The organism is Vulcanisaeta souniana JCM 11219 (assembly GCF_026000775.1).
Lineage (GTDB): Archaea > Thermoproteota > Thermoprotei > Thermoproteales > Thermocladiaceae > Vulcanisaeta > Vulcanisaeta souniana.
In genome coordinates this window covers 118,145-142,863 of sequence record NZ_AP026830.1, presented here as the reverse complement: position 1 = coordinate 142,863, position 24,719 = coordinate 118,145, and the positions used below count along the sequence as shown (strand labels likewise).

27 protein-coding genes are annotated in these 24,719 nt (G+C 45.1%); 20 read left to right on the top strand and 7 right to left on the bottom strand.

What is annotated here, in order from left to right:
- Nucleotides 1-2: 2 nt before the first annotated feature.
- From Vsou_RS00730 to Vsou_RS00700, 7 genes are all read left to right on the top strand, one after another.
- Nucleotides 3-578 carry a DUF1097 domain-containing protein gene (locus Vsou_RS00730; protein ID WP_188603518.1) on the top strand — a complete coding sequence of 192 codons (576 nt, stop codon included), beginning with the start codon at nucleotides 3-5 and terminating at the stop codon, nucleotides 576-578.
- The gene (locus Vsou_RS00725) at nucleotides 575-1,354 is read left to right on the top strand and encodes a 2-phosphosulfolactate phosphatase (RefSeq protein ID WP_188603517.1); all 780 of its coding nucleotides are present in this window, start codon (nucleotides 575-577) and stop codon (nucleotides 1,352-1,354) included. Before Vsou_RS00730 ends, Vsou_RS00725 begins: the two co-directional genes overlap by 4 nt.
- Nucleotides 1,355-2,139: 785 nt before the next feature.
- On the top strand, nucleotides 2,140-2,556 hold the full coding sequence (locus tag Vsou_RS00720; protein WP_188603516.1) for a hypothetical protein: 417 nt from the start codon (nucleotides 2,140-2,142) through the stop codon (nucleotides 2,554-2,556).
- A 5-nt stretch (nucleotides 2,557-2,561) separates the two neighbouring features.
- Nucleotides 2,562-4,010 carry a hypothetical protein gene (locus Vsou_RS00715; RefSeq protein ID WP_264890743.1) on the top strand — a complete coding sequence of 483 codons (1,449 nt, stop codon included), beginning with the start codon at nucleotides 2,562-2,564 and terminating at the stop codon, nucleotides 4,008-4,010.
- 78 nt (nucleotides 4,011-4,088) lie between these two features.
- A complete protein-coding gene (locus Vsou_RS00710) occupies nucleotides 4,089-4,766 on the top strand; it encodes a hypothetical protein (RefSeq protein WP_188603514.1) in 678 nt (225 codons plus the stop codon).
- Between the two features lie 134 nt (nucleotides 4,767-4,900).
- Nucleotides 4,901-5,605 carry a hypothetical protein gene (locus Vsou_RS00705; RefSeq protein ID WP_188603513.1) on the top strand — a complete coding sequence of 235 codons (705 nt, stop codon included), beginning with the start codon at nucleotides 4,901-4,903 and terminating at the stop codon, nucleotides 5,603-5,605.
- A 60-nt stretch (nucleotides 5,606-5,665) separates the two neighbouring features.
- Nucleotides 5,666-6,088: a hypothetical protein gene (locus Vsou_RS00700; RefSeq protein ID WP_054843672.1), complete on the top strand. Its 423-nt coding sequence runs from the start codon at nucleotides 5,666-5,668 to the stop codon at nucleotides 6,086-6,088.
- A 210-nt stretch (nucleotides 6,089-6,298) separates the two neighbouring features.
- On the opposite strand, the gene Vsou_RS00695 is transcribed toward Vsou_RS00700, so the two are convergent.
- A complete protein-coding gene (locus tag Vsou_RS00695; protein WP_188603512.1) occupies nucleotides 6,299-7,093 on the bottom strand; it encodes a G1 family glutamic endopeptidase in 795 nt (264 codons plus the stop codon).
- An 89-nt stretch (nucleotides 7,094-7,182) separates the two neighbouring features.
- Entirely contained in the window at nucleotides 7,183-7,626 is a 444-nt protein-coding gene (locus Vsou_RS00690; RefSeq protein ID WP_188603511.1) for a peroxiredoxin, read from the bottom strand.
- 78 nt (nucleotides 7,627-7,704) lie between these two features.
- Between Vsou_RS00690 and Vsou_RS00685 the strand changes: the two genes are divergently transcribed.
- The 6 genes from Vsou_RS00685 (at nucleotide 7,705) to Vsou_RS00660 (ending at nucleotide 13,439) form a co-directional block, all read left to right on the top strand.
- Complete coding sequence (locus tag Vsou_RS00685; protein WP_188603510.1) at nucleotides 7,705-8,238, top strand: hypothetical protein; 534 nt, start codon at nucleotides 7,705-7,707, stop codon at nucleotides 8,236-8,238.
- A 123-nt stretch (nucleotides 8,239-8,361) separates the two neighbouring features.
- A complete protein-coding gene (locus Vsou_RS00680) occupies nucleotides 8,362-9,291 on the top strand; it encodes a prenyltransferase (RefSeq protein WP_188603509.1) in 930 nt (309 codons plus the stop codon).
- Nucleotides 9,292-9,293: 2 nt separating this feature from the next.
- The gene (locus tag Vsou_RS00675; protein WP_229709851.1) at nucleotides 9,294-10,520 is read left to right on the top strand and encodes an MFS transporter; all 1,227 of its coding nucleotides are present in this window, start codon (nucleotides 9,294-9,296) and stop codon (nucleotides 10,518-10,520) included.
- Between the two features lie 54 nt (nucleotides 10,521-10,574).
- Nucleotides 10,575-11,621: an RNA 3'-terminal phosphate cyclase gene (gene rtcA, locus Vsou_RS00670; RefSeq protein ID WP_188603508.1), complete on the top strand. Its 1,047-nt coding sequence runs from the start codon at nucleotides 10,575-10,577 to the stop codon at nucleotides 11,619-11,621.
- A gap of 47 nt (nucleotides 11,622-11,668) precedes the next feature.
- Nucleotides 11,669-12,910, top strand: coding sequence for an MFS transporter (locus Vsou_RS00665; RefSeq protein WP_188603507.1), 1,242 nt, complete (start codon nucleotides 11,669-11,671; stop codon nucleotides 12,908-12,910).
- A 55-nt stretch (nucleotides 12,911-12,965) separates the two neighbouring features.
- Nucleotides 12,966-13,439, top strand: a complete 474-nt coding sequence (locus tag Vsou_RS00660) for an 8-oxo-dGTP diphosphatase (protein WP_188603506.1) — start codon at nucleotides 12,966-12,968, stop codon at nucleotides 13,437-13,439.
- A 209-nt stretch (nucleotides 13,440-13,648) separates the two neighbouring features.
- Here the strand turns inward: Vsou_RS00660 and Vsou_RS00655 are convergent, their stop codons facing one another.
- The 3 genes from Vsou_RS00655 to rnhA form a co-directional block, all read right to left on the bottom strand.
- Nucleotides 13,649-13,801 (bottom strand): hypothetical protein, encoded by a 153-nt coding sequence (locus Vsou_RS00655; protein ID WP_188603505.1) that lies wholly within the window; start codon nucleotides 13,799-13,801, stop codon nucleotides 13,649-13,651.
- Nucleotides 13,764-13,898, bottom strand: a complete 135-nt coding sequence (locus Vsou_RS00650; RefSeq protein ID WP_264890742.1) for a hypothetical protein — start codon at nucleotides 13,896-13,898, stop codon at nucleotides 13,764-13,766. Before Vsou_RS00650 ends, Vsou_RS00655 begins: the two co-directional genes overlap by 38 nt.
- Nucleotides 13,899-14,004: 106 nt before the next feature.
- Nucleotides 14,005-14,571, bottom strand: coding sequence for a ribonuclease HI (rnhA, locus tag Vsou_RS00645; protein WP_188603504.1), 567 nt, complete (start codon nucleotides 14,569-14,571; stop codon nucleotides 14,005-14,007).
- A gap of 354 nt (nucleotides 14,572-14,925) precedes the next feature.
- Here rnhA and pip point away from each other — a divergent pair, with 354 nt between their 5' ends.
- Entirely contained in the window at nucleotides 14,926-15,813 is an 888-nt protein-coding gene (gene pip / locus Vsou_RS00640) for a proline iminopeptidase (protein WP_188603503.1), read from the top strand.
- 2 nt (nucleotides 15,814-15,815) lie between these two features.
- On the opposite strand, the gene Vsou_RS00635 is transcribed toward pip, so the two are convergent.
- Entirely contained in the window at nucleotides 15,816-16,847 is a 1,032-nt protein-coding gene (locus Vsou_RS00635; protein WP_229709850.1) for a 2,5-dihydroxypyridine 5,6-dioxygenase NicX family protein, read from the bottom strand.
- Nucleotides 16,840-17,952: an S-methyl thiohydantoin desulfurase family protein gene (locus Vsou_RS00630; protein ID WP_229709849.1), complete on the bottom strand. Its 1,113-nt coding sequence runs from the start codon at nucleotides 17,950-17,952 to the stop codon at nucleotides 16,840-16,842. Before Vsou_RS00630 ends, Vsou_RS00635 begins: the two co-directional genes overlap by 8 nt.
- Nucleotides 17,953-18,070: 118 nt before the next feature.
- Here Vsou_RS00630 and Vsou_RS00625 point away from each other — a divergent pair, with 118 nt between their 5' ends.
- The 6 genes from Vsou_RS00625 (at nucleotide 18,071) to Vsou_RS00600 (ending at nucleotide 24,699) form a co-directional block, all read left to right on the top strand.
- Nucleotides 18,071-20,062, top strand: a complete 1,992-nt coding sequence (locus Vsou_RS00625; RefSeq protein ID WP_188603502.1) for an ABC transporter substrate-binding protein — start codon at nucleotides 18,071-18,073, stop codon at nucleotides 20,060-20,062.
- Between the two features lie 65 nt (nucleotides 20,063-20,127).
- Nucleotides 20,128-21,141: an ABC transporter permease gene (locus tag Vsou_RS00620; RefSeq protein WP_188603501.1), complete on the top strand. Its 1,014-nt coding sequence runs from the start codon at nucleotides 20,128-20,130 to the stop codon at nucleotides 21,139-21,141.
- Between the two features lie 5 nt (nucleotides 21,142-21,146).
- Nucleotides 21,147-22,064 (top strand): ABC transporter permease, encoded by a 918-nt coding sequence (locus Vsou_RS00615; protein ID WP_229709848.1) that lies wholly within the window; start codon nucleotides 21,147-21,149, stop codon nucleotides 22,062-22,064.
- On the top strand, nucleotides 22,055-23,032 hold the full coding sequence (locus Vsou_RS00610) for an ABC transporter ATP-binding protein (protein WP_188603500.1): 978 nt from the start codon (nucleotides 22,055-22,057) through the stop codon (nucleotides 23,030-23,032). Before Vsou_RS00615 ends, Vsou_RS00610 begins: the two co-directional genes overlap by 10 nt.
- Nucleotides 23,025-24,005: an oligopeptide/dipeptide ABC transporter ATP-binding protein gene (locus Vsou_RS00605; RefSeq protein ID WP_188603499.1), complete on the top strand. Its 981-nt coding sequence runs from the start codon at nucleotides 23,025-23,027 to the stop codon at nucleotides 24,003-24,005. The genes Vsou_RS00610 and Vsou_RS00605 overlap by 8 nt, the downstream gene beginning before the upstream one ends.
- A gap of 25 nt (nucleotides 24,006-24,030) precedes the next feature.
- A complete protein-coding gene (locus Vsou_RS00600) occupies nucleotides 24,031-24,699 on the top strand; it encodes an AroM family protein (protein WP_188603498.1) in 669 nt (222 codons plus the stop codon).
- The last annotated feature ends 20 nt before the right edge of the window (nucleotides 24,700-24,719 follow it).

The window sequence follows — 24,719 nt, the reverse complement described above, 5'->3', positions numbered from 1 at the left end:
TAATGGCAGAACCCAAGAAGGAAGAGTATAAGGTCGTGCAAAGGGTGCCGTTTTGGCTTGCCGTGGCGTTAACGGTAGTTATTTCAATTCCATTCGGAGTATTCCTAGGCCCCTTCAATATAGCGCTTTGGTCCTCATTCATAGCCTGGGCCGAGTACTTCGCATTCGGCGCAGTATATAAAGCCCTTAAGTACATATACACGTTGTTCCCACTAGGCGCTCTATGGGGCGCGATTTCCGCAACATTCGTAAATTACTTCGTGACTTACCTACACTCAAACCTCATTTTGAACGTCGTGATATGGCTATTCATATGGGTCGCCATAATGGTCTACATAATGAAGTACCACCAGAACTTCACAAAATATTCATTGGCGTATTTCAACGGCCTAAGCATGTACCTAGCCTTCTACTTCGCACACATAGGCCCTGGCGTGGGAGGAGGACCACTGACTGGTAATCCACTGATTGACCCATGGATACTATGGGTCTGGTGCTACCTATCAGCGATCCTAGGGGGCTTCCTGGGGTGGTTAAACGTACAATTAACGCTCCCTAAGAAGGTAAGAATACCGTGAATAGGGTAAGTATGGGCACATGCATGAATAAAATGCATGTTTTTCTTTCCTGGTTTAAGGATGGGGTAAATCCCAACGCTGATGCGTATGTGGTTGTTGATGTGCTTAGGTTCTCCACCACGGTGATAACGGCCTTAGGCATTGGATTTAAGAGGGTGTACGCAACGCCTAGCCTCGACAAGGCACTAGCCCTTTCCAGGGCTAGGGATATTCCATTGGCCGCCGAGGTTGAGGGTATTAAGCCCCCCATGGCTAACCTGGATAATTCGCCCTTCGAAATACTAAGTATTGGAGGAACATACGTAGGAAGTGGCAGGAAAGAGCTCGTTATAAGATCAACAGCTGGCGCTCTATTAACGATAACCCTTGCCAAAATTAACGTAAATACCTACATAGGCTCAACAATAAACGCCTCAGCATTGGCCAGAAAACTGATGGAGAAGGGTTACGGCACAATAAACATTGCCTGTGCAGGGTACAAAGCCAAGGAATTCGCGATTGAGGACCTCATAGGCGCAGGCGCAATAATTCACGAAATAATGAAGTTATGTAACGACATAACACTTAATGAAGAGGGATTGGCGGCGTATTATTTATATAAGTCCGTGAGTAATTCATTGAAGGAAGTATTCTCACAAAGTAAATCCGGCAAAATAGTCTTAAGCACAGGGCATGATCATGATATAGAGATAGCAAGCGACGTTAATAGTTCTATAACAGTACCTAAAGTTACAGGGATCTCCGAAGATGAGATAGCCATAATAGAAAGAATATAAGGCAATGCACATGCTAGTATGCACCGTGTTTATTACGCCATTAAAAGCTCGCTGTTTGTTTATGGCTGGCTCCCGCATTAACTCCCTAATAAGGCTCATCAATAGCGTTCCTAGGCAAATTTTTAATCATGGCCTAGGGCGATCGCTTACGGTGTGTTATTGTTCTTATGGTTTCCTTCAGCGACTAATCACTGTTCTTATTATTACGTTCAATTATTAATTAACGCGGATATTTCGGCGATAATTGCTCCTCCTCTATGACGTTAGCAATTAAGTAATCGAAGCTCAGGATCCCATTCTTACCAATGCCTACGGCATTGGCAGGGGGATCTCTCTAACAAGATTTCCAGTCAAGTGCTTTAGGGGTATGGTGAAGAAACTAGGTAAGTCCTAGGTGACAGAGCCCCCGGGACCCCAGTGTTAGGGGCCACTCCTGGTGATGGATAGGGGCAACTGACCGGAGGCCCGGTCCGTGATCCACCACTGGACGAGTGAAACGGCTAAAGGCCACTGGCAACAAGGATGAAGGCAGTAAATCACAAACCAATGAACCAACCCCGAAGAAAACCCACACAAACCAAGGCCGGGAGGAGGTCAGGATTGGAGAGACTTAAAAGGCTAATTGATAAAATACTTATGTGAAGTTTTTGTGGCTAATTGGGTACGGTAGGGATTTATTATTTAAGTTAATTGAATTTTTTAATCGATTAAACTTAAGTATTAGTAAGGTAATTCCTATTTTTGCTAATCGTGGGATCCTAAATAATTTATTTGCAGTAAATACCGTGACAGAGAAACAAAAGGCCAGGAGTAATGAGGGGAGGCTGGGTGAGGGTATTGACTGGGGTTTGATCCTTAGGAATGTGGATAGCACGGGCGTGGATAGGACCATTGGTTTGATTATTCTTGAGTACGGTATGTTGGGCGTCATTGATGCCATGGTTAAATTAATCAAGGAGTACATTAGTAAATTGCCTGATGACAAGGTTGATGAAGAATATAGGAGACTTGCAGATGGTATTGATAAGGTGTATGAGGAATACATGAACGAACTGAACACCAGGACTGACTCAATCTCCCTGGCGTTCAAGGATATTGACACCGAGGCGGCAAGGCGCGTAAGGGATATGCTGCGTAAAGCCCTTGATGATGCATATAATGAACGTAAACGTAAGGGTGCAGGCGTGAAGGTTAGTGATTGATCTTTATGGCGGTGGATGTTGATTTTGAGGAGATCGTGAAGGGTTCTCTTGATTATTATTTCGGTGGTAAGGTTCGTGTTTTGAGGTATTTTCTTAGGGTTATTGATGTTTTGCCTGATATTATTGAGTACGATGAGGTTATTGTTGGTGAGGTTCTAGAGGAGCCCCGTTGGTGTAAAGGTAAGCGTGAGTGTTACTTCGTGGTGCCATTACCGCCGAGACCACGCAGGGCAACCTTTACGTACAGGACAAGGGGGCAGCATGACGAAAGGATTATAGTACTGCCAAGTAGCTATAGGGAACGGGCGATTAGGAAGTATGCTGAGAATTTAGTTAAGGAATTGAAGAAGAGAATGGTAATTAACGTAAATGAGGAAAGTGAATTTTTGCGTATAATAAATAAGGTTTTAAAGTTTAGAACACCTAATGAGCTTGAACGTAGTGATGCGTTCAATGATTTAGTTATGGAGTTTCGTAATCTAATGGAGTTAATTACTGAAATAAGTATGAGAACGGCGATGTTATCGTTTATTTTGCCTGAATTGTTGCTTAAATATATTAGTAAAATCTTTATTCCAAGTATACTTGTTGGCGTACCTAGCTATGCTCCATCTGCAGCCGAGCCATTAATTAACGATTTAATTTCGCTTACATTATTTCTCCGTGATGAGATTGCGACTTATCATCCGTTGGCACTAGTTAAATTGATAAATAAGAGATTCTTTATCATCATACAGAGGATCAGGTCTCAACCCTATGAAGAGCTCGTTGGGTGGAGGACCCTCTTTAGCGCAGACTTTAGTATTGGCTTTAATGTCTTTCCTGAATTGCTGATGCGTGATAATTCTATGATAAACTCAGTACATGTGGTAATTAAGTTACCCAAGGAGACTCATACAAAGAGGTCGGAATTGGCATTATGGATTTATAATAGACATAACTTAAGTAAGCTAAGTCCAATTAAGCCGTTAAACGATAAAAGTCCCATGTGGCTTATGCTGGAAGATGCGGTATTGATGCTTGATACCTCAGCTGGTGACAAAGATAGTACACAGGCGTATTGTTACATTAATGCGAAGGCATTAATGGTAATAACTAGGGAAGTATTGTCTGGTCTTATTGTGAATAAAGCGTTGGAGCCTAGAATTCGTATAAATATGCGTTACTTTAAGGGGCCTGTTGATGCTGTGTGGGTCTTTAATTATGTGACGTTGGGTATTGCGGTCATTACATTAATTGTGTATGCGTTATATGCTAAGGCATTAATTGATGTTATTGGTTTCATTCCTGTGAGTACCGTTGTTTGGGTTACTGGTGCGGTGTCTGTATTGCTTTATACGAGTGATAAGCCATTACTTGAGGAAATCTACATAAGGAGGCACTTGGTGGTCTCATTTATAATCTTGATAATGATGATAGTAGTTACGCTGGCTTTAAGGCTCTTTATTCATTAATGATTATTCTTTGCGTCAATTATTACATATCACAACAATACAGAAGGATTTATAATTATTTAGGATTGAAAGTAATTAATGACCCAGGGCAGCCTATGGATAGCCCTCTCAATGGTGTTTCTAGCCTTGGCTGCGGTCTTTGGTACCCTTTGGTTTGTGAGTAATCAAAATTACTCAACGTTGATGGCCGCGTACGATGCCCTGAAGGCTCAGTATGATGACTTGAAGAGTCAGTACTCGGGCCTACAGAGCCAGTACAGTAATTTACAGAGTCAGTATTCGGCATGCCAAAGCCAGTTAGTGAATTTACAAACCCAGTACAACAATTTACAGGGGCAGTACCAATCATGCCAAGCCCAACTACAGCAATGCACACCAATAACCACCACGCTTCAAGTGCAGGCGGTTGGTTTGACTGGTGTTAGTTCCGGCACTTCTGCCACGTTGACGCTGCTCATTAGTAACCCATCAAGCAGCGGCATTGGCATCAACGGCTTCACGCTAGGTAGTTTAAGTTGCGTATTCCAGAGCCCAATACAGGTACCTGCTGACATGCAGGGAGCCATGATAAAGATAATGCTACCTATATCCAACGGTTACTTCAGCACATCTAATGTTTTCGTATCATTCAACGGCCAAACAATACAAGCAATATGTACAGGACAGCAGCATGCACAGGTTGGCGTTCAATACAGTGGCTATATAACGACCGTTAGCGGGCAAACATATCCATTCACAGTAACGTCAAGTTCATAATACTTGGTCGGTGCATTGATGCTTCCATTAAAAATAATCTATGTTTCATTATATCATCAATGATGATGTTTATTTTAATTGAAAGACAATGTTTAAATATTTATTTTAACCATGGTATTAAGTAGTTAGATCTCATGCAGCCTACTCAGTCATTGGGGATGAATAGGGCGGATGTTGTGGAATTGGATAACATGTTTCGTAAGGCTATTGGCATGTTATTTCGGCACGCCACAAATTTGATTGATGTAATTAGGGATTGCCAAGGCGTTGAGTGTGTTGATTCGGTGAATGCGGAGATTAATGATTTAAGGGCTGATGTTCAATGTTTGATGAGTGAGGTTAGGAGGGGTCAATTAACGTTTGTTGTTGATTTTGCAAGGGCGATGTATGAGGTCTTTCAGTACCTAGCTAGGTTTGGCCTGCTTAATACTGAATATAAGGAGTTCCTTAGGAAGGTTGCGATTGATGGTGGTGGCGAGTTTCTCACGGATTTGAATAAAGTCCAGGTGTTGCTTGTTAACGCAGGTAGAGTACTAACGCATGCGGCCTGCATGGCCCGTTACAGGGGCGTGTCTAGAGTTGGTAATTACATACTTGATAAGGCATTGCTATTACTTGGTATGGCTATGGACGAGGCATTACTTGGCGATGGCGAGAGGGCCACGTGTTTATTGGCTTCCTCATTCCTAGTGTTTTATGGTAAGGAGAATGAGGCGGGGAATGTGTTGTCTAGGGCTGGTTATAGTCATGAGCAATTAGACAAGTTTCTAAATTCCTGCACCTCATTCGCCACATTGAGTGAGCTTGGCGTCAGGTTTACGGAAAGTGACTACCTATAGGGATGTACGATGTATTTGGTGGATACTAATATCCTCATTGATTATTATCTATGCTTTTATATGATTAGTTATCGTAAGAGCATTGAAGATAATGTAAAGCAAGCCAAGTATTGTAAATCATTGAGAGATCTATTGGTTAGCACTGAAAGATTGCTAATGAGTGACTTAAGTATGAGGGAGTTCATGCTTAAGCTTATTGACAAGTTTGTGGAGTCGTTAACGCCACCGCCTAAAGAACTAGGTAATAGGGACTTGATAGGATTCACTGACGAACTTGTGAAGAAGTTGGTCAATAATTTAGGCATATCAGTAGTCAATACTAATGGTGAGGTGTTAAACGAAGCATACGAAGTGTCTCGTATAGTAAATGAAAAAATAAGTACAAGATCCCATAGTAAAGATTCACGTAGGAGGGAATTAAGAAAGCTTGGTAGAGATGTTATTAATATGATTCATGCCTATAAAAATGATGCATCTTGTTAACTAAGGATTCTAATTTGGTTAATTTATTAGGGATGCTTAATTTTGCTAGTTGCTCAATATCAAAGTTTAAGGAATTAAATACAAAATATTGTAAAATACTAATTAAGATAAATGATAAGATTCTACAATTTACATTAATTCTTATAACTTAAAATCAATCTCATGACGCATTTTAATACTGAAACTAAATGAATATTATGATGAATTAAATTACTTTCCGCTACTTACGTATGTTACTGTGAAGCTTGATCCGTCAGTGGTTAATGAGCTTGGTTGTGCCAGGATCTTGCCGTTGTATGCGGTCATTATTATTTCCACGGTTGATGGGTAGTTTCCGAAGGCAGTGGTGCTACCGCCCACGGTTGCGTAGCATGTGCCGATCACGTCCGTGTAGTCCTGCCCGAAGTATGCTGTTCCGAAGTTTGCCAGTGCCGTTAACTGCCCATTAACGGTAGGTCTCTCCAGTATGCATTCGGCTGATGAGAGTAGTGCTCCGCTTACGCTACCCGTTACTGCGTATGTCTCGCCCCTTGTGATGTCCTTGATCACTATGTTGAATTCGCCATTGCCTATGTACGTCACATTCACGTAGATCACATCGCCAGGTTTGACTGTGAATCCGCTTATTTCCACGGATGGTGATGGGTAGAATTCGTACCAAGCCCACGTAATGGGCTTACCACCACTGCACTCTATGGCTATTCCCGCCTGCTCAACCGTACTGTCGTTGTACCCGTCAAGCCCGGCCCACAGGGCCACGTAGGTTGTCTGCCTGGTGCAGGTCACGGATGGAACAATGAATGAGCCTGCGACGCTCGTTACAGTACCCTCCCGCGTGGGCACTGCGTAGCCAGCCCAGTTTAGGCTGTAGACTGTTGATGCGTAGCCAACGCCGTGCTTAATCATTGGGTGCATGGTGGGTGTTGCTGTTGCGTGGGTTATGGCTGCTGCTACGGCTATTAACGTGAGTGTTACGAGTATGGGTATTAGCTTGTTCCCAGTCATTAATTAAGTAGTCATTGATTATCCCTTTAAAGTATTACCCATGTTCATTTTTAATTCATTGAATATGTATTATTGTTATTCGTATCATTTTACATACTTTGTCTCAGGAATTCCAGGGCTTTGGCAGGGTGCTCCTCTGGCTTGACCCTCCTGATTACCTTGGCCACCTTGCCCTCTGGGTTTATTATGAATGTGGTCCTCTCCGCGGTTCCCGTGGGTCTCAGCACGCCGTATACCTGCGATGCACGTTTCTCGCTGTCGCTTAGTAGTTTGAATTTAACGCCGTACTTCTCAGCGAACTTCCTCTGGGTGCTCGCTGGGTCTGTGCTTATGCCCAGGACCACCACGCCTAGTTTCTCGAATTCATCCCATAGCCTGGTGAATTCCTGGGTCTCCCTCGTGCAGCCGCTGGTGAAGGCCTTTGGGAAGAAGTAGAGCACGATCCACCTACCTCTGTAGTTTGATAGCCTTATTGTTTCTCCATCGTGGCTCTTTAATTCGAAGTCGGGAGCCTCCTCACCCTCGTTGACCATCGATTCACCCTTGCGGTTGGGCTTTTCTATGTTTGGTTTGAATTAAATTAATATAACTGGTCCCGGGTGTTTGGTTTCATGAGTTCACTTAGGAGCTACCTACTGGGGGTTACCCGTGAGTATGAGATGGTACTAAGCATGTACAGGGCGTTGGTGAACATAGGCAGTGCATGTGATTCAGGTGAGTATGTGGGTGTTATTGGGGCGGCGTTGGTTGAGTCCATACTCAAGCGTTCCCGTAACTTAACTCGGTTCTTCGGGATTGCCAGAGACAGGAGGTATAAGGACGTTGTTTATTACCTAATGTACCTGAGGCGTGGTGGTGCTAGGGAGTTTAGGCGTAGGGTCAGGGCGTGTTCTGGTTATGAGTATACCCAGAGGATCCTTAGGGAGGTTAACAAGTATGTTGTTCATTTGGTTAGGGATGGTGTTGGGACTCGTGGAGGGGCCGTGAAGGGTAGGGATGGTGTTGTCATGGTTGTTGGGTTTCTTTGCTGTGTTTTCTCGGTTTTTACTGATTACATTGATGTTAGGGTTGTTGGTGACGACGTGGTTGACAGACTTAGGGGGCTCACCGTTGAGTGTAATGAGTTGGGTCTGGGGCTTTCCTGATTATTCTATATCCATAAAATCCCTTGGTATAGTCATTGAATTGATGCTCTGTTATTTTCAGATAATTTTCTATAAACCTTTAAATTCCATTGTATGCTTTTGGATGTGATTGAGTGATTTTGTATGTTAATCAGCCCCCTTAGGAAGTGGTTTACGGCTATGAATCCGAAGACGTTGACTGCCACAGCGACCTCTGCCACTGTCGGTGCCCTCACGGCGTACTACCTCCTTGGCGCGTTTAATGTTGTGAGGTACGTGCTTACGGTGATCGGGGTAATGCTCGCCCAGGCTGGGGTTAACATGGTCAGTGATTACTATGATTATGGGTCAGGGGCAGACCTAGCCTACGCCAGATCCGGCATTAGGCATAGGGTGTTACCAATAATTGACCTGGGGCTCAGCAGTAGGACCATGATGATTGGTGGTTACTCCCTCATAGGCATTGCCGCATTGATCGGCCTCTACCTTGGGCTCGTGGTGAACGTTTACGTAGTTGCCGTTTTAATAATAACGGGGGCCGTCCTTGGCATTAGCTACTCGGCACCACCGCTGAAGTTAAGGTATAGGGGCATCGGTGAGGTCTTCGCTGCCCTGGCCCTCGGCCCCTTAACAGGACTAGGCGCCTTCGTGGTGCAGACGGGTTACCCGGCAATTCAGCCGTTCATTAATACGCTACCCAATGCCTGCTTCACCATGCTAGCCCTACTGGCCGCCGGCATGCTTCATAGGGAGACGGATGTGACCGTGGGCAAGAGGACGCTTGCGGTGATACTTGGTGTGCGTGGCAGTGGGTGGTTGTCGATTTTAATCACGGCAGTACTATACGCGTCACTGGCTTTGTCGGTGCTCCTTGGGTACTTACCGCCCTTATCCCTGGTGGCCGTGGTGACCCTGCCAATTGCCCTCTATTATATAAGGCCAATGATGAGCGGAGTCCTTGATAATAATGGGTATAGGAGGCTCAGGGCGTTGTGGGGAGGAACCTTCTCTGTCAGGGTGCTTTACATGGTCCTGGTGATAGCCTCCATGGTGGTTGCAAGGCTCGTGTGGTGAGCATGATTGGGCGTGTAGTTGAGAGTAGGGCCAATATCGTTGGTGGTTACCTCTCGTGGGTTATGGACTCCTATGACTTAGGCGCTGTGCTTGTCACTGCGCCTGTGCTTGGTCAATTGTTCTTCCCGAGGGCCGGCGGTTCACTGACCATGTTGTTCGACCTACTGCCCATAGTGTTCACGGTCATCTTTAGGCCCATTGGCGGGCTTGTGTTTGGCTATGTCGGTGACAAACTCGGCAGGAGATTCTCGCTACTGGTAACCGTGCTTGGTTACTCCCTCTCAATAGGCCTGACTGGGTTTTTACCAACCTACGAAGAAATCGGCGTATCAGCGACGGCCTCATTAATACTGCTGAGATCGTTGCAGGGAATCTTCATTGGCGGTGATGTTGCGGGTAGCTTCACGATATCCATGGAGAGCACGCCGAAGCTCAGGGGATTGTTCTCGGGCGTTCTACAGTCCGGCGTACTACTTGGCTTCACGCTGGTCAGTTTAGTGCAGTCTAGCCTTGTCGCACTGCTTGGATCATCCTTCACTAACTATGGCTGGAGGATAGTATTTTGGTTAGGCATGATACCGGCGGCTCTGGCAATAATCATTAGGCTAAGCATGAGAGAGCCGGCGGTATGGCTCAGGAGGACCCATTTAAACCCCATGAAGGCCCTATTCCCACTGCCGCAGGTATTTCTGGTGACCCTAGGTAACTGGATCATGGTCTACGCAAGCTCCACCTTCATGCCGACCTTCCTAGCCACCATTCTTGGGCTACCGCCCAGGATCTACGCGCCGCTACTCATAATATTCAATGCAGTGGGCATACCGGCCATGATGATCAGTGGCTATGCATCGGACCTAATTGGCAGGAGAACCACCGGTGTGGTGGCCTCCGTAATGGCCATCGCCGGAGCCGCTTGGTTCTACGCCACAGTCAATGCCCACCACCTAACAACACAGCTGTTAATCTTCGGCTTCTTCCTTAACCTGCCCTCTGCCATAATACCTGCCTACTTGGCGGAGAGGTTTAGGACCCATGGTAGGGCAACGGGCGTTGGGGTTGGGTACAACGGGCCGTTCATAATCGCTGGGTGGACGTCGGTGCTCATTGCTGTACTATCTGTTGTATTTGGTCCATACATGGCTGCGTTAATTACGTTCACCATAGGCGCCGTGCTCATGATAATCGGCCTACTGCTTGGTCCCGAGACCAGGGACACGCCACTATACTGATTAGCAACTATGGTGTATTAACTTTATTAATTCACTGAGGACTATGTTGGTTAAATGATTGAGATCGATGGATCAGTGCTTGAGGGCGGTGGGCAGATACTCAGGACAGCCCTGGCACTCTCGGCAATTACGGGCAGGCCAGTTAGGATATACAACATTAGGGCTAGGAGGAGTAACCCGGGACTTCAGCAGCAGCACTTGACCGGCGTTATTGCTGCCGCCAGGATATCCAATGCCCAGGTAACGGGCGCCGTGAAGGGCTCCACGGAGCTCGTGTTCAGGCCGGGGAGGATTAGTTGTGGTGATTTTAGGTTTGACATTGGAACCGCCGGTGCTATTACCCTCGTCATACAGACAATACTCCCAATACTGATCTACGCTCCATGCAGGAGCACGGTGACAATAACCGGAGGGACCGATGTTCCCTGGTCACCACCCATTGACTATGTTAGGTTCGTAATGCTACCAATGCTAAGCCTATTCGGCGTTAAGGCCGAGTTAAAGCTCGTTAGGCGTGGCCACTACCCAAGGGGTGGCGGTGAGGTAATACTCACTGTAGAGCCAGGCGGGCTAAGGCCGGTCGAGGTTATTGAGTTCGGGGAGTTGAGGGAGGTTAGGGGTATTTCACACGCGGTTAGGTTGCCCGCCCACGTGGCCCATAGACAGGCAAACTCGGCAAGGGAGTACCTGGTCAAGGCCGGTGTTAAGGTCCCAATTGACATTGCCGTGGAGACCTACGAGCAGGGTAAGGACCCGCACCTGGGGCCGGGCAGTGGTATTGTGCTCTGGGCCGTGTCGAGTAAGGGCTTGATTAAGGGTGCGGATGCGCTTGGCGAGAGGGGTAAGCCTGCGGAGGCCGTGGGTGAGGAGGCCGCCAAGGGACTACTTGGGAATTTAAGGAGCGGCATGGCGCTTGATGAGTACATGGGTGATATGGTGATACCGTACATGGCCCTGGCCGGCAACAGTGTCGTTGGCATTTCTAGGATAACTCTTCATGCCTTAACTAACATATACATTGTTGAGAAAATACTCGGTGTTAAGTTTGAGGTCAGTGGTAAGGAGGGCAAGCCTGGCCTCATTAGGGTTTTCCACGCTTAATCGTGCTGGGTTATTTTTTACTAGGCGCATCACAATGAGGCTGATTAATGGGGTTAAGCACTGGGTATAGGGGTAGTCATGTCTTGTTATCGGTGCTCATTGGCCTAGGTACTTTCCTCGATGGTTATGACCTACTAAACATCAGTATTGTCCTGCCCTTCCTGGTTCACTTCATGCGCTTGACTCCAGAGATGCAGGGATTGCTTGGCACAACCACTTACATAGGCGGTGTGTTCGGTGCCCTGGTCTTCGGCGTGTTCAGCGACCTTAGGGGCAGGAGAGTGGCGCTACTGAGCGACATATCCTTCTTCCTAGTTAGTTCGTTCCTCTCGGCATTCGTAACATCCCCAGGGCAGCTCCTGGCGCTTAGGTTCCTGGTTGGTTTCGGAATTGGTGCTGACATAGTGTCCGGACCAGCCTTACTCTCTGAGGAGTCACCAACGCCGAGGAGGGGCCTCCTACTTGGTGTTTCATTAATAATGATGCCACTTGGTGGCTTGGTCAGTGCCCTATTGGCCCACGTATTCCTCACAATGGGATTACCCCCAGGCATCCTATGGAGGATTATCCTCGGTGCCGGCGCCATTCCCGCGGCAATAGTCATACTGCTGAGGAGTAGGTTGCCTGAATCAACAAGGTGGTTGCTCAGGGGTGCCCCGGGGCGTAGGAGGATGCCATTCAATGAGGTGTGGAGGGGTTACTGGAGAATGCTTATTTATTCATCAGCTGCCTGGGTTGGCGCCGGCACGACATCCATCTTCACAATATTCACGCCAATGCTCGTCGCCCTCAGGGGTGGTGGTTATGGCAGTATGCTAGGCACGGTATTACTGCTTTGGGTCTTCGCGACGCTGGGCGCCTTGCTCGGCTCACTAATGCTTGACAGGGTTGGTAGGAGGATCCTGCTAATGGCGTCATTAATTGGTTTGGGGATTGCCTTCTGGTACGTGGCGATCACGTATAGGACTCCTGGGCTTGAGTACTCGCTGTCTCTGGCCATGTTCATGACGTTCCTAGTCGTTAGCGGTGCATACACTGTTCAGACCGAGGTGTTCCCAGTGGAGGTTAAGTCCTTAGCTGACGGCATAGCCTTCTCCCTAAATAGGATCGCGAACTTTGTGTTTGGTGCATTAACGCCAATGTACCTCTATGTAGGCCTAACAACGCGGTACCTCGGCTGGGTTGGGGTCTTTGTATTAATAATGGCCATAACCGCGTTATTCACCGGTATGGAAACTGCGAGGAAGGATCTTGAGGAAATAGAAAGACTAACAAAAGGCAATTCATGAACAGCCTCACCTCAGGGATAATCCTTAATTCCCTAGGCGTATCATGAATTGGGTAATGATATTCATCGAGACCCTGGTCTACGTGGTTAGGGATGGCAGGGTCCTCCTGATAAGGAAGAAGCGCGGGCTCGGTGCTGGTTATTACAATGGGGTTGGTGGTAAGGTTGAGGAGGGTGAGGACGTGGTTTCGGCTGCGGTTAGGGAGTGTAGGGAGGAGGTTGGGATTACGCCGAAGAACCTGGAGTGGATGGGGCTGCTCGAGTTTTGGAATTACGAGGATGGTAGGGTGGAGTCCGTGCACTTCGTCCACGTATTCCTCGCCAGGGAATTCGACGGGGTGCCCAGGGAGTCAGACGAGGCGGAGCCCATCTGGTTCGGGATAAACGAGGTTCCGTACAGTAATATGTGGAGTGACGACGTCATGTGGTTACCGAAGGTCCTAAGTGGCAGGAGGATCTACGCCAGGTTCAATTTTGACCATTGGAAGCTAATGGGCGGGCAGGTCTTCGAGTTAGTCAAGGGCGCATGATCAGTCACGCCCTCAATCCTCACGGCTCAGTCGTGTCACCAATCATCACCAAACACTTAAAGGGATACCACCTAATAACCCTTAGTGATGAATCCTTCCAGGACAGATCAAGTGACGAGAAAACCGACCACTGAGCGCAAATTACTCAGGGTGATCATGATTTTAAGGAGGAATTGAAGAATAAAATCAAAGCTTTATGTATCGTAAGGCTATTTTTCCTGCTGATTAAGGCTCTTGTTCCATGAGTCAATGACTTCAACGTACCTCTTAATCCTATCTAAATCCCTCTTCTCAATGGCCTCTTTCAACTCCTTTGAAATAACCCTAACGGCTGTGTACGCACCTATTGCAAAATCCTCCATCTAACCTAACAAGTACTGGGTTCTCCTTAACAGTATCCTCAACCCACCTTCTTCTTTTCTCATCCACCTTAGCCATGTCTGCATCATCAGATGGCATGAAAATAATGAATGGCTAGACTCTAATAAGTCTAATCATTACATCAAATCAAAGTACACAGTGCAGAAAAACTTTCGCTATAGCTTACAAAGCTTGGCTCATAGCTTTACGACTTGAGTAATTTCCTGATGAGCCTGTTAGCTTCCATCTTGCTCATGTACTTGTAAGGCTCGATGCCGAGTTCTTTCAATGACGCCAACTGCTTCTCGGTGGCGAAGTACTGACTGAGGGCCTCAACTAACTCGGGGTGGTTATCGAGGTACTCGATATACGCCTTCTTACTCAGCTCATCAGCCCTGGCATTCTCCTCCCTAGGAACCCACTCAAGCTTGGCGTCGAAGTTCCTTAGTAATTCAAGGGCCTTATTGTGAAGTGGCTTTAGGTGCTCAGCACGTACACTATACACACCCATTAATTGCCTAATCACGAGTTGCGAATCGCCATGTACAATGAGCCTTGAGTTGCTAAAGCCGTGACCCACCAACCACTCCAGCGCCCTTATTAAGCCCGTGTACTCGGCAACATTATTCGTGCAGTTTGGACTTGGTTCGCAGGCAATGCCGTAATCCTCATGAACCACGTTGCCATTGCCGCCGTAGACCACGAAACCATAAGTCCCAACACCGCCTGGGTTCCTTGGTTCACAAGCACCATCAAAGTAAACCACTGGCATACCCTAGACCATGATAGGTTCCCTAATAAGAAAGTTTGGGCCATATTCTGACCATTTTATTTTTCGTGAAGGTCACCGCACTGGTTGAGGATACATATTGAGCATGCAAAAGGTGAGAGGCAAATCTTAATTCTCACCACTTGTCTTAATACCTCGCTTATCATTTCGAGAAATCCCGTACCTTCTTACTAATATGCTGACTAATAACGTGTACATGCAGGTAACACTGCCGAATTCTCTCTTGATAGGCTTTATCACTTCTCCCAAGCAACGCCTTAATGGTGTAGAGGACTTTATTCATTAGGGTAATGGAAAAATTTAATACAAAAATAGTTAAATTTTTGTTGATGCAGTATGGTCCGTATTGAGGAGGGATTCTTAAATATCCATGGATTGAGAATATATTTTAAGTTATATAATGTGGGTTCAAGGATTGACCTTGTGGTTTTGCATGGAGGGCCTGGTGCGTCTCATGATTATTTAATACCGTTGGCTGAACTTAGTAACTATGGCATTAATGTCTTGTTTTACGACCAGTTTGGTAGTGGTCGTTCTGACGAGCCAAGCGACTTTTCGAGGTACACCGTGGATTATGGCATTGAGGAAGCTGAGGAAATTCGTAAGCAAGTATTTAATGATAAGGTGGTTATGCTTGGTCATTCATATGGCGGTATGCTTGCGCTGGCGTATGCGTTGAAGTATCAAGATAACCTGGTTGGTTTAATAATATCAAACGGATTATCAAGTATCCCGCTCACTGTGCAGGAAATGCGTAGACTCATTGAGGAGCTACCTGAGAGGTACAGGAATGCAATTAAGAAGTATGAGCAGATCCAGGACTATCAGAACCCAGAGTATTTAGAGGCCGTTCAATACTTCTATAAACAACATGTTACAAGGCTCGACGAACTTCCAGAACCCGTTAAAGTATCTTTTGAATATGCCCAGAAAAGGAGGACCTATGCGATCATGAATGGCCCCAATGAATTCACAATAACAGGAACAATAAAGGATTTCGACATAACAGATCAACTCCATAAAATAAGGGTACCCACATTAATAATAACAGGTAAGTACGATGAGGTTACGCCAAGAATTGCCGAGTTGATGAGCAGCAAGATCAGAGATTCAAGACTGGTATTATTTGAGAAAAGCTCCCACATGCCCATGTGGGAGGAGAAAGACAAATACCTGGCTGTGGTTAGAGACTTTATATTTGAGCTTTATAATAAAAACAAATGAAATTACGCGGCGCCCCTTAACTTCCTTACTAATTCCTTTACCTCCTCATGAACAAAATCCCCATCCTTTACAATTAATTCCCCATCACCATATATCGTATTATTAAGCACGACAGCATCAACGTGGGAACTCGCTAGTCCAAGTTTTCCCTTAAATGTCTCTGATTGGCTGCCGAAGCCCCATACAACTGCGCCCCAGACCCTTTCGTCCTCGACTATGTTGCCGCTTAGTTTAGCATTGGGGTGGCATCCGTATGTTACGTGGGCTGTCATAAACATCTTCTCATCATTAAAACTCCTCAACCATTTCTCAAGGATCTTGGCCTCAGATCCACCGCTTATCTCGCTTATCTTTCCATCCCTTATCTTTAGCTTAATTGGCGAGTGCAGGAGCCCTATTGGTGGCCATACTGTGCCGTCAACCACTATAACCCCGTTAATACTTTCCTCAATTGGTGCCCAATCAACCTGCCCAAAGAGCATGTACTCACCAGGACCATTGACCTCACCTTCCACTAAAACTGGCCTGTTGGGGTCATTCTCAAACTCTATGTCAGTACCTAATTCCGTAACTATTCTCATTCTCCTGACCCCGCTTGTTATCCTAGCTAGTCTTCTCTGGAGTTCGTAGATGAGTTGTATGTTGATCCTCCCTATTAACCTAACTATCATATCAATATTAAAACCGGAGAGTTCAATATACCTAACCTTACCTACGCTCATAGCCTTCTCATAGGGTGTTGAGTATATTAGGTATGACTTATCTAGGGAAATCCAGACATCCGTGTTCGATAAGACCGCCGATAATGTATTAATTGGTAAGTACTTATCCATTGCCTTACCCACGGTCGGCGCCTCATTACGCAGTACCACCAGTGGTTTTGCACCTAACGCGGTGGCTGCCTGGGCTATTGATAATGCAACTTGAAAATCGCTACCCGTATCGGTAGTTATCGCCACCTCCTCGTTGCTGCTCACCTTCATGACATCCTTAACTAACTTATAGGATGCTGTGAATAATTCGAAATTATCCATGTTCAATCACCCCATAAGACCTCACCAACTCCTCAACCGGCACATAGTCATAGTTAAATCCGAAGTGACGTGGTCCAAATAAATCAAGCCCCCTACTACTTCGCCATATTACTGGTGCAGCAGTAGTGACAACGGACACTTCATCACCTACCCTTACTTTATCATTAGTTATGGGGCCTTCATGCCCCAGAACCATTATTAAGTCCGGTGGCATGACCACAGGTTTATCATTAACAAACGCTATTATGTGCTCGTTCTTAATCCAGGACCTAAACGCCATACCTCTCCATTTACCAACACCCCTTATTAATAAATCACCTATTAAGAACCCGCCCTCATTCTTCCAGTCATACTTATCAATAATTCCTCGAAAAATGATCCAACCATTCAATACCTTAGCTACTGTTAATGCAGTATCGTATCCCCCCTCTATAGTCTCACGTACTGCCCTACCCAGCTTCATCGCCAATGATAGGGTGCCCCTAACCACGGCCTTTTCAGCTTGTTGCTTAGTCATTGGAGTGTCCATAACGACTGCATGCTTACCGGCCAATACCGATATGTATCGTGCTATTGCCTCATAATCATCCAGGTCACTATACTCCTTAATGATTACAATGTTACCAGTCTCGCTCACCACTACGGCTGGAGATAGAGATGTACCAACAATGTTAGCGGTACTTTGAAGCAGCTCCGGCGCTGCGCGGCCGATCATGTCTCCATCAATCACGGGCTTATCAAGCATGGATGCTATGTACATGGCGACCGGCGTATTTCCACCACCCATCTCTGTCGCCACAAAGCCTGTTATATCACCATTGAGGACCTTCGTGTACTCGATATAAGCTGTGTATACCGGGTCCTTGATCCTGTTTGGTTTTCTCAAGGATGCCATGGGAGCAACAGTACCCACGTAATACGGCACGGCCAGAACTGTAGAATACTGAGTCTCATTTAATTCCATTATCCTAATTAACTTACCTGAATTAAGTACATTCATAAGCAGTTTTAATCCCTCATTGGGGTCTCCACCACCGCCAGTGCCCAGAATCGTCGCGCCTATTACCAGGTCTCTTACGTTTTCCTCATTATTTAATATATACATACCTATTAATAGCCTGACGAAGTCATTTTAAGCCTTATCCATACCTATTGATATTTCGATGCATTATTTTAAGAAAAGTTAATGCTTAAAAATGAGACGGATTTATATGTTACTACGTATGCATGGTATAAGCAAAACAGTATACATAGCAGTCGTGTTTATAATAATAGTAGCAATAGTCATAGGTGCTTATTACTATATAATGACGGCAAGCCATAAACCCACCACTATAAAAACGACAACGAATGTTACGACACCGCCACCTACGACTACAGTTACGTGCCCACTACCATCTAATACAAGTGTCATAGTCTCGATAGAAAACGAACCACCTAACTCAGTGGATCCAGCCACCGGCTTTTACGCAGGTGAGGATGAAATAATGACCAATGTTTACCAGGGACTTATTGCCTTCGATGTCACTAACACCAGTGTTACGCAATTCATGCCTATGTTAGCTAGTTCCTGGTGGGTGGCGCCTAATTATACCATGTACATATTCTACATAAGGCATGGAGCGTACTTCGCAAATGGTGACCCGGTTAACGCGACAACATTCTGGTTCAGCATTTACAGGGTAATATTGATGAACCAGGTTGACTCAAGCTTCTACACAAACATACTATACAACGGTACTGAGGCATCAATAACTGGTTACGCAATTCCCTGGGGCGCCTGTCACGCATTGGCATTTGCCACAGGCAATAATAACTTCATAATTAATAAGACCCTATGCGCCTATGGCCTAGCTAATATTTTGAGTAATTACAATGTACATAATGAAACAATACAGAAGGTAATGAGTTACCCTGACCAAGCAATAGTTGTCCTGAACCCATACACGGTGGAATTTAAGTTATTACAACCATACATGTTCTTCCTACAGGACTTAGCTGAGTACTCGGCCTCTGCCGTTGATCCGGTCTTTGTTGATCAGAATGGCGGTGTTGTACCGAATCAGCAGAATACGTACATGAATACTCACACGATGGGTACAGGACCTTACCAAGTGGTTCAGTGGGTCCCTGGACAAATGGTGGTACTTCAGGCAAATCCAAACTACTGGGCTGCTGAATTGCCACCTAATGAGACGAATATTATGCTAACACCGCCTAAGATAAAGACCGTAATCCTTGAGTACACAAGCTCAGCTAATCAAGTGATGTCAATGTTGGAAAGTGGAAAAGCCCAATTAATGGGGCCCCTCTCATTACCAGCATTACCACCCTTATACCTATCAACTTTAGAGCAGAATCCATGTTTAAAAGTCGTTGTAGAGCCTCCAAGTGCGCCAACGTGGTTAATTTTAATGATAACCCTGGATGCGCAGAAGTATCCATTAAATGTAACCGCGGTTAGGGTGGCATTGGTGCATGCCATTAACTATACTGAGATTATAGATACTGTGGCTCCAGGGGTTGGCTTACCATACGTAGGCCCAATTAGTCCAGGAATGCCGTTCTACAACCCCAGTAATCTGCCGCCGTATAATTACGACCCTAATCTATCAATAGAGATCCTAAAGAGCCTGGGATTTAAGTTAGTTCTGCTTAACGGTACTGTAATAAATCCGAATGGGCAACCATTATCATTAACATTAACGTATACATCCGATGATCCGGCGCAGGTGAAGATAGCCCAGGAGGTCCAGGTAATGCTGTCCCAAATAGGCGTGCAATTAACGCTTAATCCAGTAACCACGCAGCAGGAGGAGTACTTGATATCGCAGTCATGCACTGCACCTACATATCCACAAATGCTTATTTGGTATTGGTACCCAAGCTGGCCTGACCCGATTTACCAGGACCTAGTTGTCCAGACTAATGCCATGTATAGTGGTATAGCGGGCGATGTATCATGTTTCAATAATACTGAGGTAAATAGCATAACTAATATATTGCCAAGTGTAACGAATACCACATTAATTACTAAGTATGTAACGGAGGTTTATAATATAATTTATCAGCAGGCACCGGATATGTGGCTATATGCAATTAGGCAGTACTGGGTGCAGAGTTGTTACGTAAATGGCACTTATTGGAACCCAGGGGTTCTCGGTTATTACTTTCCATTAATGTATTACAACGCAACTGTATGTGTATCAAAGTAAGTCATTATTTAATTTTTAGTGAGAAAACCTTTAAAATATAGATTTTCTATATTATCATAGCAGGTATGTCTATCTGGACATACATTATTAACAGGGCAATAAGGGCTTTTATCCTAATACTAGGTATAATAGTGCTAACCTTTCTTTTATCCCATGTCTTGGCGCCAAATCCTGCACATGTATGGGCGGGTCCGCATGCGGCGCCCTCGGTTATTCAAGCCATAGTTCAGGAATACCATTTAAATCAACCGCTTTATGTACAATTATATTACTACTTAATATCTTCACTCACGTTTAACTTTGGTGTGTCGCCATTCTTCAAGCAACCCGTAAGCGAACTAATAGCAGTTTACTTACCTAGGACATTGCAATTAATCTTCGTGGCCCTAATACTCACTGGCCTAATCGGTATCTTCTCCGGCGCCTTTGCTGCTGAATATAAGGATGAGTGGGGCGACTACACAGTGAAGGTGCTATACTTAATAAGTTGGTGTATGCCACCATTTCTTGCGGCTCTTCTTCTTCAGTTATTCATAGCATATGACTGGGGGGTATTACCACCTAACTTAATTGCGGACCCCACATTATCTGCGCCTAAATTCATAACAGGTTTTCCAACAATTGATGCGTTAATTGAAAGTAATTGGCCGTACTTTTGGTCAAGTCTTCGACACTTAGTACTGCCTGCCTTTGCCCTGGCCTTGATATCATTTGGGATCATAACTAGGATCACAAGATCCTCAATGCTTTTATCACTGCAGGCTGATTACATAAGGGCCGCAATTATGAGAGGCGTTGAGAAAAGGAGGGTTGTTTACGTTCATGCGCTTAAAAACTCAATGATACCCATAGTGACGCTTTTAGCCCTCGTCTTTAGCTGGATGATATCAGGATCAGTCATAATAGAAACAATATTCAGTTACCAAGGACTTGGTTGGCTACTCACGACGGCCCTTTATAACTATGACTACCCAACAGTCATTGGATGTAGCATAGTAATAGGTATAGCGGTGGTTTTGGCAAACTTCGTAGCCGATGTTCTCTATGCAATTATTGATCCTAGAATCAAGCTTGGGTGATTAATATGAACTCGATAACTGAATACGTTATGCGTCATAAAGGTCTCCATGCTTTAGTCAGGCTTTTAAGGAAGCCTGATACAGCATTTGGCCTGGTCATACTGGCATTATTTTACGCCTGGTCAATAATCGAGGGGGCGCTTCAGGTAATTGGCCTACTCACAGGTAACCCAGCCTTAGGTTGGAAATTACTGCCTTATAACCCATTTCAACCACACCTATCCCACTCCCTACAGCCTCCAAGTTTAGCCCATATAATGGGCACCGACGACCTAGGTAGGGATATACTTAGCAGGGTACTTTATGCGGCGCCTTCGGACGCGTTAATTTCACTGGTAGTGGTTGGCGGTGGTGTACTAATCGGGAGTATAATAGGCTTGATAGCTGGGTTTTACGGTGGCAAAACCGAGGAGTTTAACATGTGGCTTACAGATCTCTTCCTTGCGTTTCCAGCGTTGATTCTGGCAATGGTTATTGAGGCTACCTTTGGCCACGGTTATATTTATGCCATGATAGCAATGATAGTTGTTTGGTGGCCATCGTATGCGAGGTTATTTAGGGCCGAGGCCATTAGGATCAAGAACATGAAGTATATAGATGCCGCCATGTTATCAGGACTCTCTAAAATAAATATAATAAGAAAGCACATGATAAAACCTGCATTAAACACCATATTACCATACGCAACACTGGATTTAGGCAATGTGATATTGTTCTACTCAATGCTTAGCTTTTTAGGCCTGGGTCAGCAACCGCCTTATCCTGAGTGGGGTTCGATGGTGGCGCTAGGTCTTGAATACTTCCCAAAATGGTGGTGGTATTCATTAATGCCTGGACTTGTAATATTAATAATAGCTGCCGCGTCAGCACTGGTCGGCGATGGACTAAGGGATCTACTTGGAGGTGAGGAGAAATGGGTCTAGTACTTGATGTAGAGGGTCTTTATGTGACGTACCACACGCCAGACGGGGATATACCTGCAGTTAGAGATTTGTCATTTGGGTTGAATGAAGGTGAGATACTAGGTATTGTTGGTGAGTCTGGGAGTGGTAAATCCACACTTGCGTTGGCTCTGGCGGGTTTACTTCCACGAAATGCATACGTTGGTGCTAAGAAAATAGTGATTTTAAATAGCAATATTGATGCAGCAAGTCTAAGAAAGGCCCTTGAGGATCTACGTGGGGTTGGTATTTTCATGGTATTTCAAGACCCGTTTTCAAGCCTTAATCCATTAATAAGAATTCGCGAGCAATTGGCCGAGGCTTATATAACTAGGGTTAAACGAACGAAGGGTATTAGGATGAGTATAAATGATGTGGATGATGGGGAATTGATCAATTACTTAAAAAGGGTTAACATTCCAGACCCAGAGGTGACTCTCTATAGGTATCCTCATCAGCTATCTGGTGGACAGATACAGAGAGTGATGATTGCAATGGCCTTGATCCTCGAACCAAGGATTTTAATAGCTGATGAGCCAACAACCGCATTAGACGTAATAACGCAGATACAGGTTCTCCATGAGTTAAAGAAATTGGTTGATGATATTAGGACATCAATAATATTCATAACGCATGATATTGCGCTTGCAAGCACCATAAGTGATAGGCTGGCTGTGATGTACGGTGGTTACTTCATGGAGGTTGGTAATACCCTTGATGTGTTAAAGGAACCATTGCACCCGTACACGATGGGCCTCGTGACTAGTATACCAAGTAAGCGTAAGCATGAGGGCTATTTACCCGAGATTAAGGGTGTTTATGTACCTACTAAGTCTAAGGGTTGCCCATTCTGGCCAAGATGCCCATATACTAAGGAGGCATGTATGAAGGAGGTACCTGAATTGAAAGAGGTTAAGGGTAGGCTCGTGAGGTGCTTCATGTATGAGTGAGTTCCTTATCGTGGACAGCGTAGTTAAAACATACCCAGCCCGCAGAAGGACTATAGCGGACTTCATATTGAGGAGAAGGGTACCGCTTATATATGCAGTAAATGGTGCATCACTAAAACTAGATAGGGGCAGGACACTGGTATTGCTTGGCGAGAGTGGTTCAGGCAAGACAACGCTTGGTAGATTGATAGTTGGTCTTGAAAGACCTGACTCAGGTAGGATCCTCGTTGATGGCGAGGAGGTACCGTATGTAGGTAATAAGGCGTATGTTAATAGTAAGCTCAGGGGAAAGTTACAAATGGTGTTTCAGGATCCGTCGTCCTCCATTGACCCATTCATGTCAGTAAAGGAAATAGTTTCTGAACCACTTACTAAATTACATTTATCAAAAAATGAAGTAATGAAGGCAGTGAATGAGGCATTGGAACTCGTTGGTCTTGATAAATCGTTTTTAAATCGAAGATCCAGCGATTTATCAGGCGGTCAAAGACAGAGGGTCGCTATTGCGAGAGCAATAATCACTAGGCCGGAGCTTGTGGTGCTTGATGAACCTACATCAGCATTAGACGCATCAATACAGGCACAAATACTTAACCTACTTGTCAAACTTCAGAGGGAGTTAAACCTGACCTACGTTTTCATAACTCACGATGCGAGGGTGGCCAAGTTCATCGCTGATTACGTGGCGGTCATGTACCTAGGGAAGGTTGTTGAGTATGGTAGTGCTGATGATGTATTTAATGAACCATTGCATCCATATACGCAGGTCCTCCTTTCCTCAGTACCCACGGTGGGTACACGTGGATTGCCGAAGACAATAATCGGTGAGGTACCAAGCGCCATTAGCCCACCAAAGGGTTGTCCGTTCTGGCCAAGGTGCCCATATGCAACTGATGCATGTAAAGCCGTATATCCCCAGAGAAGGATTATTGAAAATAGGGAGGTTTATTGCCACATATATAATAAGGGTTAAAAGGGTATTATGGGTATAGAACTATATGGTTAGTGTTGGTTTTGTTACTATTGGTGAGTCTCCTAGGGATGATATTACCAGTGAGATTAAGCCCATCATTGGCTATGATGTTGGTATTACTGAGTGTGGTGCCCTTGATGGGTTGAGTAGAGAGGATATAGCATCATTCATTCCTAAACCCGGTGATTATGTCTTAGTTACTAGGTTAAGGAACGGTACCCAGGTTAAGTTAAGTAGGGATTTAATCGTTGATCGCATGCAACAATGCATTAATAAAATTGAGGATAAGGTTGACTTAATAGCGTTACTATGCACTGGTGATTTTCCAGAACTTAGGTCAAGGAGGTTGCTTATTGAACCATCAAACCTAGTAATGAACGTTATTAAATCGATAAGTAATGTTAATAGGCTTGGGATCATAGTACATGACCCCGACCAAATAAACCTAGAGGTAAATAGATGGTCTAAAATTGTTAATGAGGTTATTGTTACAGCAGTATCTGCGTATAGGGGTTCCACGGATGACTTTGTGAAAGTGGCGAATAAGCTTCTCGATGTCGACTTAATAATTCTTGACTCGCTGGGTTATACGATAGGCATGAAGGAAATTGTGCGTAAAATTACGAACAGGCCCATAATGCTACCGAGGACAGTATTAGCACGTACAATAAGGGAATTAATAGGTAAAGATTAAAACCGCAGTTATACCTGGTA